The sequence below is a fragment of the Pseudomonas sp. IC_126 genome, from assembly GCF_004331835.1.
In the GTDB taxonomy this organism is placed as follows: Bacteria; Pseudomonadota; Gammaproteobacteria; order Pseudomonadales; family Pseudomonadaceae; genus Stutzerimonas.
In genome coordinates this window covers 68,183-84,367 of record NZ_SJSS01000004.1, presented here as the reverse complement: position 1 = coordinate 84,367, position 16,185 = coordinate 68,183, and the positions used below count along the sequence as shown (strand labels likewise).

The 16,185-nt window shown below is 62.0% G+C and carries 16 protein-coding genes and 1 pseudogene; 6 read left to right on the top strand and 11 right to left on the bottom strand.

Features of this window, described 5'->3' with window-relative positions:
- Nucleotides 1–110: 110 nt before the first annotated feature.
- The 5 genes and pseudogenes from pncB to hmpA all read right to left on the bottom strand — a co-directional run bounded on the left by pncB (nt 111) and on the right by hmpA (nt 3,535).
- Nucleotides 111–1,316: a nicotinate phosphoribosyltransferase gene (pncB, locus tag E0D86_RS13735; RefSeq protein ID WP_131650603.1), complete on the bottom strand. Its 1,206-nt coding sequence runs from the start codon at nt 1,314–1,316 to the stop codon at nt 111–113.
- 31 nt (nt 1,317–1,347) lie between these two features.
- A complete protein-coding gene (locus tag E0D86_RS13730) occupies nt 1,348–1,527 on the bottom strand; it encodes a hypothetical protein (protein WP_131650602.1) in 180 nt (59 codons plus the stop codon).
- Nucleotides 1,528–1,686: 159 nt separating this feature from the next.
- Nucleotides 1,687–1,845, bottom strand: a pseudogene (locus E0D86_RS13725) (general stress protein); the annotation flags it as partial.
- A gap of 213 nt (nt 1,846–2,058) precedes the next feature.
- Nucleotides 2,059–2,292 carry a hypothetical protein gene (locus E0D86_RS13720; RefSeq protein ID WP_131650601.1) on the bottom strand — a complete coding sequence of 78 codons (234 nt, stop codon included), beginning with the start codon at nt 2,290–2,292 and terminating at the stop codon, nt 2,059–2,061.
- A gap of 64 nt (nt 2,293–2,356) precedes the next feature.
- Entirely contained in the window at nt 2,357–3,535 is a 1,179-nt protein-coding gene (hmpA, locus tag E0D86_RS13715) for an NO-inducible flavohemoprotein (RefSeq protein WP_131650600.1), read from the bottom strand.
- A 278-nt stretch (nt 3,536–3,813) separates the two neighbouring features.
- Here hmpA and E0D86_RS13710 point away from each other — a divergent pair, with 278 nt between their 5' ends.
- Complete coding sequence (locus E0D86_RS13710) at nt 3,814–4,038, top strand: DUF2188 domain-containing protein (RefSeq protein ID WP_131650599.1); 225 nt, start codon at nt 3,814–3,816, stop codon at nt 4,036–4,038.
- Here the strand turns inward: E0D86_RS13710 and E0D86_RS13705 are convergent.
- The 6 genes from E0D86_RS13705 to gcl form a co-directional block, all read right to left on the bottom strand.
- Nucleotides 4,035–4,919, bottom strand: coding sequence for an urea transporter (locus E0D86_RS13705; RefSeq protein WP_131650598.1), 885 nt, complete (start codon nt 4,917–4,919; stop codon nt 4,035–4,037). The two genes, E0D86_RS13710 and E0D86_RS13705, sit on opposite strands and share 4 nt — an antisense overlap.
- 227 nt (nt 4,920–5,146) lie before the next feature.
- Entirely contained in the window at nt 5,147–6,562 is a 1,416-nt protein-coding gene (gene pyk, locus E0D86_RS13700) for a pyruvate kinase (RefSeq protein WP_131650597.1), read from the bottom strand.
- 76 nt (nt 6,563–6,638) lie between these two features.
- A complete protein-coding gene (locus E0D86_RS13695; protein WP_131650596.1) occupies nt 6,639–7,910 on the bottom strand; it encodes a glycerate kinase in 1,272 nt (423 codons plus the stop codon).
- Nucleotides 7,911–8,234: 324 nt separating this feature from the next.
- Nucleotides 8,235–9,125 (bottom strand): 2-hydroxy-3-oxopropionate reductase, encoded by an 891-nt coding sequence (locus E0D86_RS13690; protein ID WP_131650595.1) that lies wholly within the window; start codon nt 9,123–9,125, stop codon nt 8,235–8,237.
- 37 nt (nt 9,126–9,162) lie between these two features.
- Nucleotides 9,163–9,945, bottom strand: a complete 783-nt coding sequence (gene hyi, locus E0D86_RS13685; protein WP_131650594.1) for a hydroxypyruvate isomerase — start codon at nt 9,943–9,945, stop codon at nt 9,163–9,165.
- Between the two features lie 233 nt (nt 9,946–10,178).
- Nucleotides 10,179–11,960 carry a glyoxylate carboligase gene (gene gcl, locus E0D86_RS13680; RefSeq protein WP_131650593.1) on the bottom strand — a complete coding sequence of 594 codons (1,782 nt, stop codon included), beginning with the start codon at nt 11,958–11,960 and terminating at the stop codon, nt 10,179–10,181.
- Between the two features lie 259 nt (nt 11,961–12,219).
- On the opposite strand from gcl, the gene E0D86_RS13675 reads away from it, so the two are divergent.
- From E0D86_RS13675 to E0D86_RS13660, 5 genes are all read left to right on the top strand, one after another.
- The gene (locus tag E0D86_RS13675) at nt 12,220–13,128 is read left to right on the top strand and encodes a LysR family transcriptional regulator (protein ID WP_014853737.1); all 909 of its coding nucleotides are present in this window, start codon (nt 12,220–12,222) and stop codon (nt 13,126–13,128) included.
- Nucleotides 13,129–13,395: 267 nt separating this feature from the next.
- A complete protein-coding gene (xth, locus tag E0D86_RS13670) occupies nt 13,396–14,229 on the top strand; it encodes an exodeoxyribonuclease III (protein ID WP_131650592.1) in 834 nt (277 codons plus the stop codon).
- Nucleotides 14,230–14,333: 104 nt separating this feature from the next.
- A complete protein-coding gene (locus tag E0D86_RS21645; RefSeq protein WP_256681216.1) occupies nt 14,334–15,155 on the top strand; it encodes a GAF domain-containing protein in 822 nt (273 codons plus the stop codon).
- Nucleotides 15,155–15,568: an EAL domain-containing protein gene (locus E0D86_RS21640; RefSeq protein ID WP_256681215.1), complete on the top strand. Its 414-nt coding sequence runs from the start codon at nt 15,155–15,157 to the stop codon at nt 15,566–15,568. Before E0D86_RS21645 ends, E0D86_RS21640 begins: the two co-directional genes overlap by 1 nt.
- Before the next feature lie 208 nt (nt 15,569–15,776).
- Entirely contained in the window at nt 15,777–16,184 is a 408-nt protein-coding gene (locus tag E0D86_RS13660; RefSeq protein ID WP_131650591.1) for a DUF2946 family protein, read from the top strand.
- Nucleotide 16,185 lies beyond the last annotated feature (1 nt).

Here is a 16,185-nt window from a genome sequence, read left to right as displayed (position 1 = left end):
GCTCTGAGCGGCAGTATCAAGCCGTTCATAGAAACGCTACCGGCCAAGCTGCCCCCGGTGCAATGGTGAGATCTCCGCGCCCGGCCTTGGCCGGGCGCGCTGTACGGAATTCAACGGTCGTCGTTCACGCCGAAAACATGTTTGAGATAGGCGACGAAGGCCTCGTCGCGACACATGGTTTTGCCTGGCGAATCGGAGATCTTGGCCACCGGTTGGCCGTTGCAGCTGGTCATCTTGATCACCATGTTGGTTGGCTGCACGCCTGGTATGTCACAGGTCAATTGGGTGCCGATACCGAAGCTGGTGTTGCTGCGTCCCGCCAATGCGCGGTAGATGCCAAGCGCTCTGGGGAAGTCGAGACCATCGGAGAACACCAGTTGCCGCGTCATCGGGTCGATACCGAGACGGCGATAGTGGGCGATGGCCTTTTCTGCCCATTCGATGGGATCGCCCGAGTCGTGGCGCAGGCCATCGAAGAGTTTCGCCAGATACAGATCGAAATCTGCGGTGAAGGCATCCATGGTGATGCAGTCGGTAATGGCGATGCCCAGCGCGCCGCGGTATTCACGCGCCCAGCAATCCAGGGCGGCACTCTGGCTGTCGATGAGTCTGGGCCCCAGCTGCTGGTGCGCCATGATCCATTCATGCGCCATGGTGCCCATGGGCTTTAGATCGAGCGTCCGGGCGAGATGAACATTGCTGGTGCCGACGAAATTACCGGGAAATCGGTGCTTCAAGCGTTCGACGATCAGCGCCTGCACGGCAAAGGAGAAGCGTCGGCGGGTGCCGAAGTCGGCGAGATTGAACCCCGCCAGCTCTTCATCAGTGGCTTCGTCGCGCAGCCACTGGAGTTTTTCGTCGAGCCGCGCGCTGGCCTGTTCGAGCGTTACGTTCGGGTAGCGGGCTCGATTGCGCACCTCGCTGATGATGGCCAGCAGCGGCACTTCGAACAGAATCACATGGAGCCATGGCCCGCGTAGGTAGATCACCAGTTCGCCTGCTTCGAGTTCGGCGCGCACGTAGCGCAGGTCGAAGCGGAACAAGCCGAGGAAACGGATGAAATCCGGCTGCATATAGGGGATGCGATCGAGAAAGGCGAGTTCGTCCTGGCTGATTTTGAGTTCAGCGAGCGCCTCGATCTGCTGACGAATGTCGTTCAGGTAGGGCGCCAGATCTTCCTTGGATCGGCTGCGGAAGGCCCATTCGACCTCGGCGTTGGGGTAGTGATGCAGCACCGCTTGCATCATCGTCAGTTTGTAGTAATCGGTATCCAGCAAGCTCTGAATGATTCGGTCGGAGAAAATGCTGGCGCTCATTGGCTGGCTCCTGATGCTGGAAAGGCTGGTATCAGGCCCCGCCGATACCTTCGATCACCTTACCCGTGCCGCCACAGTTTTGACATTCTCCTGACTCGTTGCGTCCACTGCCGTTACATATCGGGCAGATATTTTCACCAGTTCCCGGTGTGCCCGGAACGGCTTCATCGCCTGGATTGAGCGGCGGCGTTTCGTTGGTTATTTGGCTCATGTCCTGGGGCCTTTTCAGTTCTTTATTTATTAATTAATGGCTCATATAGGTCGTTAATCGTTGCGTCGGTTTATTGTCGTGATGCTAATAACGATTATTTAACCAGATAAACAAAAAGGGCAAAGGTTTTACCCTTTGCCCTTTTTGTAACGAGGCGCATCAGCTGTTGCTGTTGCGTCCACCGCCGTGGCTGTTCTGACCACCTTTGCGGCCTGCTTCAGAGGCCTTTTCACGGTCGTTGGCGAAGTTGCCGCCGCTGTTATGGCCGCCCTTCTTACCAGCTTCAGACGCCTTTTCGCGGTCGTTGGCAAAGTTGCCAGGATTTTTGTTTGCCATGTCTTTTTCTCCTCGATGGATAGAGACTTTCTGCGGGGCTGTACTACTTCACCAGCCTTCATGGATACAGAGCTTGGTTGCGTCTCAGGAGTTTCCAGAAAAGAACAAGCGGCAGACGAATGGTTACTAACTGCTCTTTATTAATGGCGTTATGGTTGCACAGCGAAACGGCAACATCGAAGTTTTATAAAGTTATTAAGCGGCCAGCGTTAACTGACGCTGTGCCAGTAACCGCATCACATAGCCGATCTTGAGTGCGGTGGGGCCCAGAATCACCAGCGCATGGCAGCCGACCACCGCGCCCAGAGCCAGATGCCGATCGAAGACGTAGGCACCTGCAACGCCGAACAGAAGCAGAACCAGGCCGATCGCCATGGAGAGATTGGCGATGCTGAGCAGACGGTGCGGGTCGAGCGGTTGCAGGGTCATCGTAATTACCTCGTGACGATGGTGCGGATGACGGGCCGGTGGTAAGCGGCCCGTCCGGGTTGAATCACTCCAGCGCTGACGCCGGCCCGAAAAACTCGTAGCGGGCTTGGTGTTCCGGTACGCCGAGCGCTCGCAACTGTCGACGAATCGCCGACATGAAGGGTTTAGGACCCAGGAAATAGGCGTCCAGATCGCGATCGGCAGGCAGCCAGGCGTCCAGCCGCTCCTCGGTCATCAGGCCGACGGCGTCTGGTTGGCTGTCGTCGCCCTGATGCTCGTCGTAACAATAGAAACGCTTGAGCTGGCCGTGCCGCTTGACCAGCGTGTCGATGGTCCGGCGGAACGCATGAGCGTCGGCATTGCGGGCGCAGTGAATGAAATGTATCGGTCGAGCCGTCTTGACCGCTTCCTCGAGCATCGCCAGGGTCGCCGTGATCCCGACACCGCCACTGATGAGCACCAGGGGCTTGTCGCTGTGCTGTAGGGTGAAATCGCCAGCAGGCGCGAACAAATCGAGGCTTTGGCCTTCCTCCATACGGTGCAGCGCGTTGGAGGCGACGCCGTTAGGCTCGCGCTTGACGCTGATGCGGTAGTCACGACCGTTGCCCGCAGCGGAGAGCGAATAGTTGCGGCGTATCTCCTCGCCATCTACCAGCAGGCGCAGGCCGATGTACTGGCCAGGCTGGTGTGCAACGACCGCGCCGCCGTCTTCGGGCTCCAGATAGAACGAGGTGATCTCACTGCTCTCGACTACCTTGCGAGCAATCCGGAACGCGCGTGCGCCACGCCAGCCGCCGGGCGCCTCGGCCGTCACGCTGTACATCTGTTCTTCAGTGTCGATGAGGATATCGGCGAGCTGTCCATAAGCGGCGGCCCAGGCATCGATGACCTCGTCGGTCGCAATCTCTTCGCCCAGCACTTCGCGAATCGCTCGTAGCAGGCAGGAGCCAACGATAGGGTAGTGCTCCGGCAGTACTTGCAGGGCCACGTGCTTGTTCACCACCTGGGATACCAGCCCGCCGAGCTGATCCAACCGATCGATATGCTTGGCATACATAAGCACGCCGTTGGCCAGTGCTCGTGGCTGATCGCCGCTGGCTTGGTGCGCCTGATTGAACAGGGGACGCACTTCTGGGTGCTCGGCCAGCATCAGCTTGTAGAAGTGATTGGTCAGGGCTTCTCCACCGGTCTCCAGCAACGGGACGGTGGCTTTGATCAGGGCACGTCGTTCAGCACAAAGCATGGATAACTCCAGTAATTGGGAGGGCCCGTCTCTCTTGTGTTCGCAATCGATGCGCAGCAGCCGGACGGGTCGTAGTGACCCTTGCGATATTCGTTCCAGGCGGGAATTGACCGGAATCAAGGGCGCCGCAACGGCCCTTGGTGAATACAACCCTGATAGGTGCGGTTTTAATGACCGTCTACGGTCATGGTTACCCTGCCCATTCGCCGCAACGTATCGAACCGCTACGCGCGCCCGCGTTCCAAGCTTCGACTATCGAGAAGCTTATGGAGGCAACTATGGAGAACTACCACATCACGCACGACGGCGATCGCTGGGTGCTGCGCGAGGAAGGGGACAAGCGGGCGTTGCTGGAGGCGTCGACCAAGGAGGACATCGTCAACGAGACGCGGGACTACATGAAGCTGCGTACCGCATCGGTGAAGATTCACACCCTCGACGGGCAGATCGAAGAAGAGCGGACCTACCCGCGCGATCAGGATCCGCGTGCGACCAAGGGCTAAACGCGTTCACTTCGCCTGGATCGCCAGCGCTGTCCCAGCGCGACCAGCCAGCAAGCCATGATGAATGGCATGGTCAGTGGCGGCAGACCCAGCCGGTCGAATCCCGCCCTGAGCAGCACTGCCGCGATGATCGCCAGCAAGGGCGCCACCCACGAACGATGGACCTGGCTGACCGCCAGCGCGGCGAGGGCCGGGTTGTAGCCGGCCAATCCTGCGAGGGCCTGCTGCTCCGAACCGCCTGCCATCAGCACCAGGGCAAGGCCACCGACCGAGCCGCAAAGCATCCAGGCCGCTGCTTTGCGATCAGCCAGCCATACGGCCACCAGCAACAACAAACCGGCCAGCGGTTGGCCGAGGAAGATCACCTGTCCGGTACCCGAGGCGACCGCGAAGAGCAGCCCCGGGCCATCCAGTATCAGCGGCGCGTCGAGCCGCGCCTGGGTGACCAGATCGAGTGCCCCCGCCAGGCCCAGCGCAAGCCAGCCGAACAGTACGAAGGGCAGGGTGAAGCCGGGCAGCCAGTTGCGTTCGCGCATGGCAGCCATCAGGCGCACCTGCAGCAGATTGGCGATTACGGACCCGAACGCAATCAGCCCAAGCGTGAGCACCGACAGCCCCAGCAACAGCACGAACAGCAAGCCCAGCAGCGCCGCGTTGTAGCCGTAGAGTCCGATATCGATATCGGACTGGCGATAACCCAGTGCGACGGCGCTGGAGGTGCCCACCAGCGCGCCGATCACTGCTCCGACCACCAACGCGGGCGCATGAAAAGCGATAGCCAGCAGGATCAGGAACCCGCAGCCGGGATGTGCCTGCAGAAATATCTGACTGAAGCCGTTCAGAACGGCAAGAGTGCAACGCGATGGGCTAAGAGTGGGCATTTGCTGTTATGGCAGGAGGTGAGTGGGCTGCGTTGCAGGAAGGAATCGCGCTGGTAAACGAAGAACGACGAGCCGAAGCTCGCCGTTCTGGATGAACACAGTCACAAGGCCCGTAGGGTGCGCTCCGCGCATCGTATAAGGACTCAAAAGGGCCGCGTCTGCAGACACAGTTCGTCGCTGGCCTCGACTCGCTTGGTGCGCGGAGCGCACCCTGCATGTAACCGGCCTCAGTTGAGCGTTTCGATCCTTAGCGAGTTAGTCGTCCCCGGCTGGCCGAGCGGCACCCCGGCGGTGATCAGCACCGTATCACCGGTGCCGGCCATGCCTTGGGTGCGGGCCAGTTCGAGTGCGTTGAGGCAGACATGCTCCATGTCCTGCATCGGCGCATCGATCACCGAGTAGACGCCCCAAGCCACGGTCAGCTTGCGCGCGGTGGTGACGTTCGGCGTCAGGCTGAGGATCGGCGTGCTGGGCCGCTCGCGTGAGGCGCGCAGGCTGGAGCGCCCGGACTCGGTGTAGTTGACCAGCACCGCGATCGGCAAGATGCCACTGATCCGGCGGATCGCACAGCTGATGGCATCGGGTAACGTCGCTTCGGCGCTCGGGCGGTTTACATCAAGCTGAGCCTGGAAGTCCGGGCCGCTTTCGACCTGGCGGATGATCTTGCTCATCATGCTCACAGCCTCCAGCGGATAGTCGCCCGACGCGGTTTCCGCCGAGAGCATCACCGCGTCGGCACCTTCTGCCACGGCGTTGGCCACGTCGGTGACTTCGGCGCGGGTCGGAGCCGGGGAGAAGCGCATGGATTCGAGCATCTGCGTCGCCACCACCACCGGCCGGCCGAGCTGGCGGCAGGTGCGGACGATGTTCTTCTGGATGCGCGGCACGCTTTCGGCCGGTACTTCCACGCCCAGATCGCCACGCGCGACCATGATCGCGTCGCATAGGCGGGCAATTTCGCGCAGGTGCTGCACCGCGGACGGTTTCTCGATCTTGGCCATCAGGAAGGCGCGGTCGCCGATCAGTTCGCGTGCTTCGTGAATGTCCTGCGGACGTTGGACGAAGGACAACGCCACCCAGTCGACTCCCAGTTCAAGACCGAAGCTCAGGTCGCGGCGGTCCTTCTCGGTCAGCGGGCTCAGTTCCAGCACCGCCTCGGGCACGTTGACGCCCTTGCGGTCGGACAGCTCGCCGCCGGCCACCACGCGCGTCTCGATGGCGTCTGCATGCTTGGCGATCACCGTCAGGCTGAGACGCCCGTCATCCACCAGCAGGCTCATGCCCGGCTGCAGGGCGTCGATAATTTCCGGGTGCGGCAGGTTGACCCGGCTGGCATCGCCAGGCGTCGGGTCGAGGTCCAGGCGCAGGGTCTGCCCGCGCACCAGTTGCACCTTGCCTTCGGCGAAACGCCCGACGCGCAGCTTCGGCCCCTGCAGATCCATGAGGATGCCGATCGGCTGGTTCAGCTGGCGCTCGACCTCGCGAATCCAGCCGAAACGCTCGGCATGGTCGGCATGCTCGCCGTGGCTGAAGTTGAGGCGGAACAGGTTGACCCCAGCTTCTACCAGCGCGCGCACATCATCGATGCTGCGTGTGGCCGGGCCGAGGGTGGCGAGAATTTTGACCTTCTTGTCGGGTGTCATGGCAGGCTCTATCGGCAGTTGTTGTTATGGGACGCGCGTAGCTGGCGCGCGCAGCAGACACGCGCTGGATCCATCTTCAGGCGGACGGTGGCAGTACCAGAATCGCGCGGAAATCGTTGACGTTGGTGCGGGTCGGGCCGGTGATCAGCAGCGCGTCGAGCGCCTGGAAATAGCCATAGCCGTTGTTGTTGGCCAGTTCGTCGGCCGCGCTGAGCCCCTGCGCCGCGGCGCGGGCGTAGGTGTCCGGGGTCATCAGCGCGCCGGCATTGTCTTCCGAGCCGTCGATGCCATCGGTATCGCCGGCCAACGCATAGACGCCGGGCAGGCCCTTGAGATTCTCGGTCAGGCTCAGCAGAAACTCGGCGTTGCGCCCGCCGCGACCTTCGCCACGGATCGTCACCGTGGTTTCGCCGCCGGAGAGAATCACGCAGGGCGCCGGGAGCGGCTGGCCGTGAAGTACTACCTGACGGGCGATGCCGGCATGGACCTTGGCCACTTCCCGCGACTCGCCTTCCAGATCACCGAGGACCAGCGGCGTGATGCCGGCGGCACGGGCTTTCACGGCGGCCGCTTCCAGCGATTGCTGCGGTCTGGCGATCAGCTGGAAATGACTACGCGACAGGCAGGGGTCGTCTGCCTTCACCGTTTCCGAGCGTGGGTCTTCCAGCCACTGGCGCACGTTGGCCGGAATCTCGATGTTGTAGCGGGCAAGGATTTCCAGGGCTTCGGCGCTGGTGGTCGGGTCCGCTACCGTCGGGCCGGAGGCGATCACCGTGGCTTCATCGCCGGGTACGTCGGAAATCGCGTAGGTGTAGACGCTGGCCGGCCAGCAGGCCTTGGCCAGGCGCCCACCCTTGATCGCTGAAAGATGCTTGCGTACGCAGTTCATTTCGCCGATGTGAGCGCCGGAGCGCAGCAGCGCCTTGTTGATCGCCTGCTTGTCGGCGAGGCTGATGCCTTCGGCCGGCAGCGCCAGCAAGGATGAGCCGCCACCAGAAAGCAGGAAAATCACCCGATCACTTTCTTGAAGATTGCTGACCATCTCCAGCACGCGGCGGGCGACGCGCTCGCCGGCATCGTCCGGCACCGGATGTGCGGCTTCCACCACTTCGATCTTGCGGCAGTCGGCACCATGACCGTAACGGGTCACCACCAAGCCGGAAATCTCGCCTTCCCAGGCCGCTTCGATGGCTTCGGCCATGGCGGCGGCGGCCTTGCCCGCGCCGATGACGATGGCCCGTCCGCTGCGGTCGGCGGGTAGATGGTCGGCCAGCACCTGGCGTGGATGGGCGGCATCAATGGCGGCGGTGAACAGCTCGCGCAGCAGGGCTTGGGGATCGAGGGTCATGTGAAGTTCCTTGTATGAGGTCTGGGGCCGATTCCAGACCTTAGGGCTCGTCAATGCAAGCCCTAAGGTTTGGAATCGACCCACCCGGCAATCGGGCCGTGACTCCTTCTGCCGAGCGGGTCGAAAGGGGTGCCGTCCGAAAACGGCGGTGAACGCCGGCTGCGCAAGGGCCTGGTCGTGGGGGACGCTGTGATTCCGGCCTTGCACACCCGTGTTCAACTCTCGGAGCGCCGCTGAGGTCGAGTATCGCGGTAACCCACCACCTGGGTTCTGTCTGTCCTGAAGGTGGGTGCGCTAGTTCGACTCAGCGGGCTCGGAGCTGTTTCAACCCTTGCGGATCGAGAAGTTGGACATATGCTCCAGGCCCTTGATCAGCGCCGAGTGGTCCCAGCCGCTGCCACCGAGGGACGCGCAGGTGCTGAACACCTGTTGCGCATTGGCGGTATTGGGCAGGTTCAGGCCCAGTTCGCGGGCACCGGCCAGCGCCAGGTTGAGGTCCTTCTGATGCAGGTTGATGCGGAAGCCCGGATCGAAGGTGCCCTTGATCATGCGCTCGCCGTGTACTTCGAGAATCTTCGAGCCGGCGAAACCGCCCATCAGCGCTTCGCGAACCTTGGCCGGGTCGGCGCCGTTCTTGGCGGCGAACAGCAGCGCTTCGGCTACGGCCTGGATGTTCAGCGCCACGATGATCTGGTTGGCGACCTTGGCGGTCTGGCCGTCGCCGTTGCCACCGACGCGGGTGATGTTCTTACCCATGGCTTCGAACAGCGGCAGGGCGCGGGCAAAGCTTTCTTCGCTGCCGCCGACCATGATCGACAGGCTGCCGGCCTTGGCGCCGACTTCACCGCCGGAAACCGGGGCGTCGAGGTACTGCGCGCCAGTGGCGTTGATCTTCTCGGCGAACTGCTTGGTGGCGCTCGGGGAAATCGAGCTCATGTCGATCACCAGCTTGTTCGGGCCAACGCCTTCGGCGATGCCGTTTTCGCGGAACAGCACGTCTTCTACATGCGGGGTGTCCGGCACCATGACGATGATGAACTCGGCTTCCTGGGCCACTTCCTTCGGGTTGGCCAGGGCCACGGCACCGCCCTCGACCAGTGCGGCCGGAGCGGGATCGTGATGGGTGGAAACGAAGATACTGTGACCGGCTTTCTGCAGGTTCTGAGCCATGGGCAGGCCCATGATGCCGGTGCCGATAAATCCGATTTTAGCCATGAGTGTTCTCCTCTTTATTCGTCTGGGTCGCGTCAGTTCAGATCGCGTTATGCGCTTTCATCCAGCCAAGGCCGGCTTCGGTGGTGGTGGCCGGCTTGTATTCGCAGCCGATCCAGCCCTGGTAGCCGATGCGGTCCAGATGGTCGAACAGGAAGCGGTAGTTGATCTCGCCCGTGCCCGGCTCGTTGCGGCCAGGGTTGTCGGCCAGCTGCACGTGGTTGATCACCGCCAGGTTGTTTTCCATGGTGCGGGCCAGGTCGCCCTCCATGATCTGCATGTGGTAGATGTCGTACTGCAGGAACAGGTTGCTGCTGCCGACCTTGTCGCGAATCTCCAGCGCCTGAGAGGTGTTGTTCAGGAAGAAGCGCGGGATGTCGCGGGTGTTGATCATTTCCATGACCAGGCGGATGCCGGCCTCTTCGAGCTTCTTCGCCGCGTAGCGCAGGTTCTCGATAAGGGTCATCTCCAGCTTGCCGATGTCGGCGCCCTTGGGGGCGATGCCGGCCAGGCAGTTGACCTGGGTATTGCCCAGCACCTTGGCGTAGGCGATGGCCTTGTCGACGCCGGCGCGGAATTCCTCGACCCGCTCCGGATCGCAGGCGATGCCACGATCGCCGCCTGCCCAGTCACCGGCTGGCAGGTTGAACAGCACCTGGGTCAGGCCGTTGGCGTCCAGCTGAGCCTTGATCTCCTCGGCGGGGAAGTCGTAGGGGAACAGGTACTCGACACCGCTGAAGCCGGCCTTGGCGGCAGCGGCGAAACGATCCATGAAGTCCAGCTCGGTGAAGAGCATGGACAGGTTGGCGGCAAAACGTGGCATGGGTATCTCCTGTCTGTAGGGACATTTCCGGACGGGTTGGAAGCTACTGCGCTCGGCGATGCGGCGTTGGAAGCGAACTCGAAATGCTCATTTACATGCGTAAACTCCGCTTTCTCCTCCGCTTCCGCCTTGCCTCGCCGTCGCTCGTGACGCTTCCAATCCTGCCTGGTAGTTATTCGGTGGATAGGCTTCGCGATATCCACCCTCGGCTTACTGCCTGTTGCGTTGCTAAATCAGTCCAGCAGTGCGACCGCGGTCGGCGCATCCTCGCGACCGTTGGCCAGCTCTTCGAACTCGTTGATGGCGTCGATCTCGGTGCCCATGGCGATGTTGGTCACACGCTCCAGGATCACTTCGATCACCACCGGTACCTGATGCTCGGCCATCCAGGTCTGGGCCTGTTCGATGGCCGGTTGCAGGTCTTCCTGCTTGAACACGCGGATCGCCTTGCAGCCCAGACCCTCGACCACCGCGACGTGGTCGACACCGTAGCCTTCCATGCCGCTCTGGTCGGCGTTGATGTTCTCGAAGCCCAGCTGCACGCAGTAATCCATCTCGAAGCCGCGCTGTGCCTGGCGAATCAGACCCAGGTAGGCGTTGTTCACCAGGATGTGGATGTAGGGCAGCTTGAACTGCGCACCCACCGCCAGCTCCTCGATCATGAACTGGAAGTCATAGTCGCCCGAGAGCGCCACGACCTTGCGCGACGGGTCCGCCGCAACCACACCCAGCGCTGCCGGAATGGTCCAGCCGAGCGGGCCGGCCTGGCCGCAATTGATCCAGTGGCGCGGCTTGTAGACGTGCAGGAACTGCGCGGCGGCGATCTGCGACAGGCCGATGGTGCTGACGTAGCAGGCGTCCTTGCCGAAGGCGTTGTTCATGCACTGGTACACGCGCTGCGGCTTCATCGGCACGCTGTCGAAATGCGTCTTGCGCAGCAGGGTGCGCTTGCGCTCCTGGCAGTCGGCAGCCCATGGCGTGCGATCTGGCAGCTTGCCGGCAGCCTTGCGTTCCTTGGCCACTTCGACGAACAGCTTCAGCGCGGCGCCCGCATCGGAAGTGATGCCGAAGTCCGGCGAGAACACCCGACCGATCTGGGTTGGTTCGATATCGACGTGTACGAACTTGCGGTCCTTGGTATAGACCTCGACCGAACCAGTGTGGCGGTTGGCCCAGCGGTTGCCGATGCCGAGCACGAAGTCCGAGGCCAGCATGTTGGCGTTGCCGTAGCGATGGCTGGTCTGCAGACCGCACATGCCGGCCATCAGCGGATGGTCATCGGGAATCGAACCCCAGCCCATCAGGGTCGGGATCACCGGCACGCCAACGGTCTCGGCGAACTCCACCAGCAATTCTTCGGCACCAGCGTTGTAGATGCCGCCACCGGCAACGATCAGCGGGCGCTCGGCGGCGCAGAGCATGTCGATGGCTTTCTCTACTTGCTTGCGGGTCGCTGCCGGCTTGTAGACCGAAAGCGGTTCGTAGGTGTCGACGTCGAACTCGATCTCGGCCATCTGCACGTCGAATGGCAGGTCGATCAGCACTGGGCCGGGACGACCGGAGCGCATCACATGGAAGGCCTGCTGGAACACGCGCGGTACCAGTGCCGGCTCGCGCACGGTGACGGCCCACTTGGTGACCGGTTTGGCGATGGATTCGATATCTACGGCCTGGAAGTCTTCTTTATACAGACGGGCACGTGGCGCCTGGCCGGTGATGCAGAGAATCGGGATGGAATCGGCCCAGGCGGAATACAGGCCGGTGATCATGTCGGTGCCGGCCGGGCCGGAGGTGCCGATGCACACGCCGATGTTGCCGGCCTTGGTGCGGGTGTAACCCTCAGCCATGTGCGAGGCACCTTCGACGTGGCGCGCCAGGATGTGGCGGATGCTGCCGTCAGCGCGCAGGGCGGAATACAGCGGGTTGATCGCGGCACCGGGGATGCCGAAGGCGGTGTCGATGCCTTCCTTGCGCAACACCGCGACGGCAGCATCAATTGCTCTCATTCGGGCCATGGGTCGTTCCTCCTGACTTTTAGAATTTTGTTCACGATCTGCTGCGCGTCGGCCCTGCTGCGTTAAAACCAGGCTCGGAATGCTCATTTGCACCAGCAAACTCCGCTTCCTCGCCTGCTTTTGCCTTGCAGGTCTCTAGCTCGCAAGATCGTGGCTGTTTTCTTGTTCGATAGTTTTTATACGTGGCCCAAGGATGCAGGGCTGGAACGAAAGGCGGAATTGGTCGAAACTTCAGTTCTGTCGATATCAGGAGTATCGAATGGATCGTTACACAGCCGTACACAGTTTCGTACTGGTCGCAGAAGCCGGTAGCTTCGCCGCCGCTGCATTGAAGGAGGGGGTGACGCCTGTCGTCATGGGTCGCCGGCTCGATGCGCTGGAGCGTCACTTAGGCGTCAAGCTGATGCACCGCTCCACACGTGGGCTGGCGCTGACCGACCTGGGCGAGCAATACCTGGAGCGTGCGCGCGGGTTGCTCAAGGACTTCGACGAGGCCGATGCCAGCATCGCCAAGGACCGCACTTCGGTGCGCGGCCATCTGGTGATCTCGGCGCCGGCGGCATTCGGTCGTCGGCATATCGGCCCGCATGCGCCGGCCTTCCAGGCGCGCTTCCCCGATCTGCAGCTGTCCTTCAACTTCACTGACAGCGTGGTTGACCTGGTGCGCCATGGTTACGACATGGGCATCCGCATCGGCGAGGTCACCGACCCCAACTACGTGGCGGTCAAGCTGTTTCCCAATCGACGGGTGGTCTGCGGCGCGCCGGATTACTTCGAGCGTCAGGGCGTACCGCGCGAGCTGGAAGACCTGGCGCGGCACAACTGCCTGGCGTTCAACCTGCAGGGTGGGCAGCAGCGCGGCTGGACTTTCCTGCGCGACGGCAAACAGGTGGCGGTGCGGGTGGCCGGCAACCTCGACTGCAACGATGGCGAGCTGCTGTTCGACTGGGTCAAGCAGGGCCTGGGCATCGGCTGGCGCTCGACCTGGGAAATCCAGGCCGAACTCAAGCGCGGCGAGCTGGTGACGGTGCTCGACGAGTACGCACTGCCAGCCTACGACATCCAGGCGGTCTACCCGCAGCAGCGCTACCTGCCGGCCAAGGTGCGCTTCTTCATCGATTACCTGAAAGCGATCTACAACGCACCGGGCTATTGGGAAACTCGCTGAGCCGAACCTCGATGTTGGGGTGGATCGGAGCACATTCCGACCTTCCATCCTCGTCTTCCAGGGCGCTTTTGGTGGGCTGAAGCGGAGCGCCGCCCGACCCACCCTACGTCTGAGCCGAACTACGTAGCGCCGTAGGGTGGGCTTCAGCCCACCGTTATCGCCGAAAAGGCGTGTCGTCCTGCAGAGTTCCACGCAAGGCCAGCTGACGCGAACCTCGCACCGTCACCGCGAGTCACAACAGGGTCATCTATCGGTGCGAGGCAGCCTGTGGACTCCCTGAAAATCGCCACCTTCAACATCAACGGCATCCGTGCGCGCCGCACCAATCTGCTCGAATGGTTGGAGCGTGAGCAGCCCGACGTGGTCTGCCTGCAGGAGCTGAAGGCGCAGGACGCCGACTTTCCCATCGACGATATCCGCGCCGCCGGCTACGGCGCGATCTGGCACGGGCAGAAATCCTGGAATGGCGTGGCGATCCTGTCGCGCGGCGACGATCCGCTGGAGATCCGCCGCGGTCTGCCGGGCGATCCGGACGACAGTCACAGCCGCTATCTGGAAGCCGCAGCCCACGGCATCATCGTTGCCTGCCTCTACTTGCCCAACGGCAACCCGCAGCCGGGACCGAAGTTCGAGTACAAGCTGGCCTGGTTCGAGCGCCTGATTCAGCATGCCGGAGGGCTGCTGAATAGCGGACATCCGGTGGTGCTGGCCGGCGATTACAACGTGGTGCCCACCGACGAGGACATCTACAACCCGCGCTCGTGGACCAAGGATGCGTTGCTGCAGCCGGAAAGCCGCGAGTGCTATCAACGTCTTCTAAGCCAAGGCTGGGCCGACGCCCTGCGTGCCAAATATCCCAACGAGCGCATCTACACCTTCTGGGACTACTTCCGCCAGCATTGGCAAAAGAATTCCGGCCTGCGTATCGATCATCTTCTGCTCAGCAAAGACCTGGCGCCGCGCCTGAAAGACGCTGGCGTGGATCGCTGGGTTCGCGACCAGGAACACGCCAGCGATCATGCACCAACTTGGGTCGAATTAGCCTCTGACGCGCCGCCAAAAAAGCCGACCAAGCGCCGGTCGTCGACGAAAGCGGAGTAGCTCAAGAAGGGCACTAGGCTCAAAACAAGGCTCTGCTGCGTATTTCTCTGAAGCCGCCAAGGCGCCTTGATTCTTCCGATGGAAGATGGCGAGGGATGGTTATGTTGAACCGCGATTCTGATGGGGTTACCGGCAGCGATATGTCGTTGATGGTCGACGGGTTTGAGCGTGGCAGGCTGTCCATTGGCGAGATGCTTACCGAGGCGCTGGAGCTGGTTCGCCAGCATCTACGAATGGAAGTGGCGTTCATTGGAGAATTTCGGGACGGAAGGCGGGTATTTCGTTATATCGAAGGGCAATACCGCTCGATGTCGCTGGCCGTCGGCGACGGCAGATTGCTAGAGGAAAGCTACTGCCAGCGCATCGTCGATGGACGTTTACCGGAACTCATCCGCAACGCTGGCGAATTACAGGAAGCGCTGGCACTCCCGGCGACCCGGGCGTTGCCCGTCGGTGCACACATGAGCGTACCGATTCGCTTCAGTGATGGTTCGCTTTACGGGACCTTTTGCTGTTTCAGTACGCAAGCCGACGAAACCCTGAACGAGGCCGACCTGGAAACCTTGCGCCTGTTCGCCCGTTTTGCCGGAAGAGTACTCGAGCGACACGCGCTCAGCGAACAGCAGCGCAATGAAAAACTCGAGCGCATCAAGGCGGTGATCGCCCAACGTGATTGCTGGATGGTCTACCAGCCGATCTTCCATCTGGTGCACAACACCATCATCGGCTACGAAGCACTGGCGCGCTTTCGTCCCGAGCCATACCGCTCACCGGACTTCTGGATGGGCGAGGCAGGCGAGGTCGGGCTTCGCACGAAACTTGAAGTCATGCTGCTCGAAACGGCGCTCGAGGCGCTGCCGTTGATTCCCGAAGATGTGTACCTGTCCCTGAATGTCTGCCCCGATGCATATTGGATGGCTCGGTAGTGGCACTGCTCGCCAAGCAGCCGCTGCATCGCCTGATGCTGGAGGTAACGGAGCACAGATCCATCGTCAACTACGCGCTGCTCGCCGCGATTCTCGAACCGCTACGCCAAGGTGGGCTGCGGCTGGCAGTCGACGATGCGGGCGCCGGCTATGCCAGCTTTCGCCACATCCTCAAGCTCAAGCCTGATGTCATCAAGCTCGACCGCAGCCTGATCAGCAACGTCGATAGCGACAACGATACCTGCGCGCTGGCTGCTGCGCTGATCCGCTTCGCCGAACAGACCGGCAGTAACATCATTGCCGAGGGCGTCGAGACGGATGCAGAGCTGACGACCCTGCGCGGCCTGCAGGTGACCAAGGCGCAGGGCTTTCTGCTTGGAATGCCGAAGCTTTTGGACGAAGCGGCAGGCTGAGCGTCCAAACTGCTGAATGTCTGGTTACCTTGCCGAAGAAGTGCGCGCGTTCGGGATACGGGCGGGCCAGTTCTATCGTCGTGGCGTGGTGCGCACCAACCGGGAAATCTACAATCCAATTCGCCACGCACCGCCTCCAGAGCCGTTATTCAGTCATTGCTCTGTGAGATTGCCGTGTTTTCGTCCTGCCGGAGCTATCAGTTTCCCCATGCACCGTCCCCGTCGCGCCCCGATCTGGATAGCCGCTCTGGCCCTGCTGCTGCATCTGTTTGCGATGCCGTTAATGGGGAGCGGTGCTCTGGGCATGTCCGGGCACTGTACGATGGCCGAGGCCAGCGGGCACGTTTCTTCCCATTTCACCGCGCATAACGGCTACGCGACGGCTATTGACCACGCGGCGCAGGGCAGCGAGTCCGCACCGAAGCCACTGCATCACCTCGGCATGCCTTGCTGTTGTGCCGGCTCGGCATCGATGGCTGCAATCCCCGCCACCGCGACGGAGCTGCACGAGCGGCGACTGATGCAGCGCAATGCCTTGCCGTTCGACCTGGCACCGCCGTTGTCGCTGCGTTATCGCTGGCCCAGCCTCAACCCTCGTGCTTCTCCGCTCACCTGAT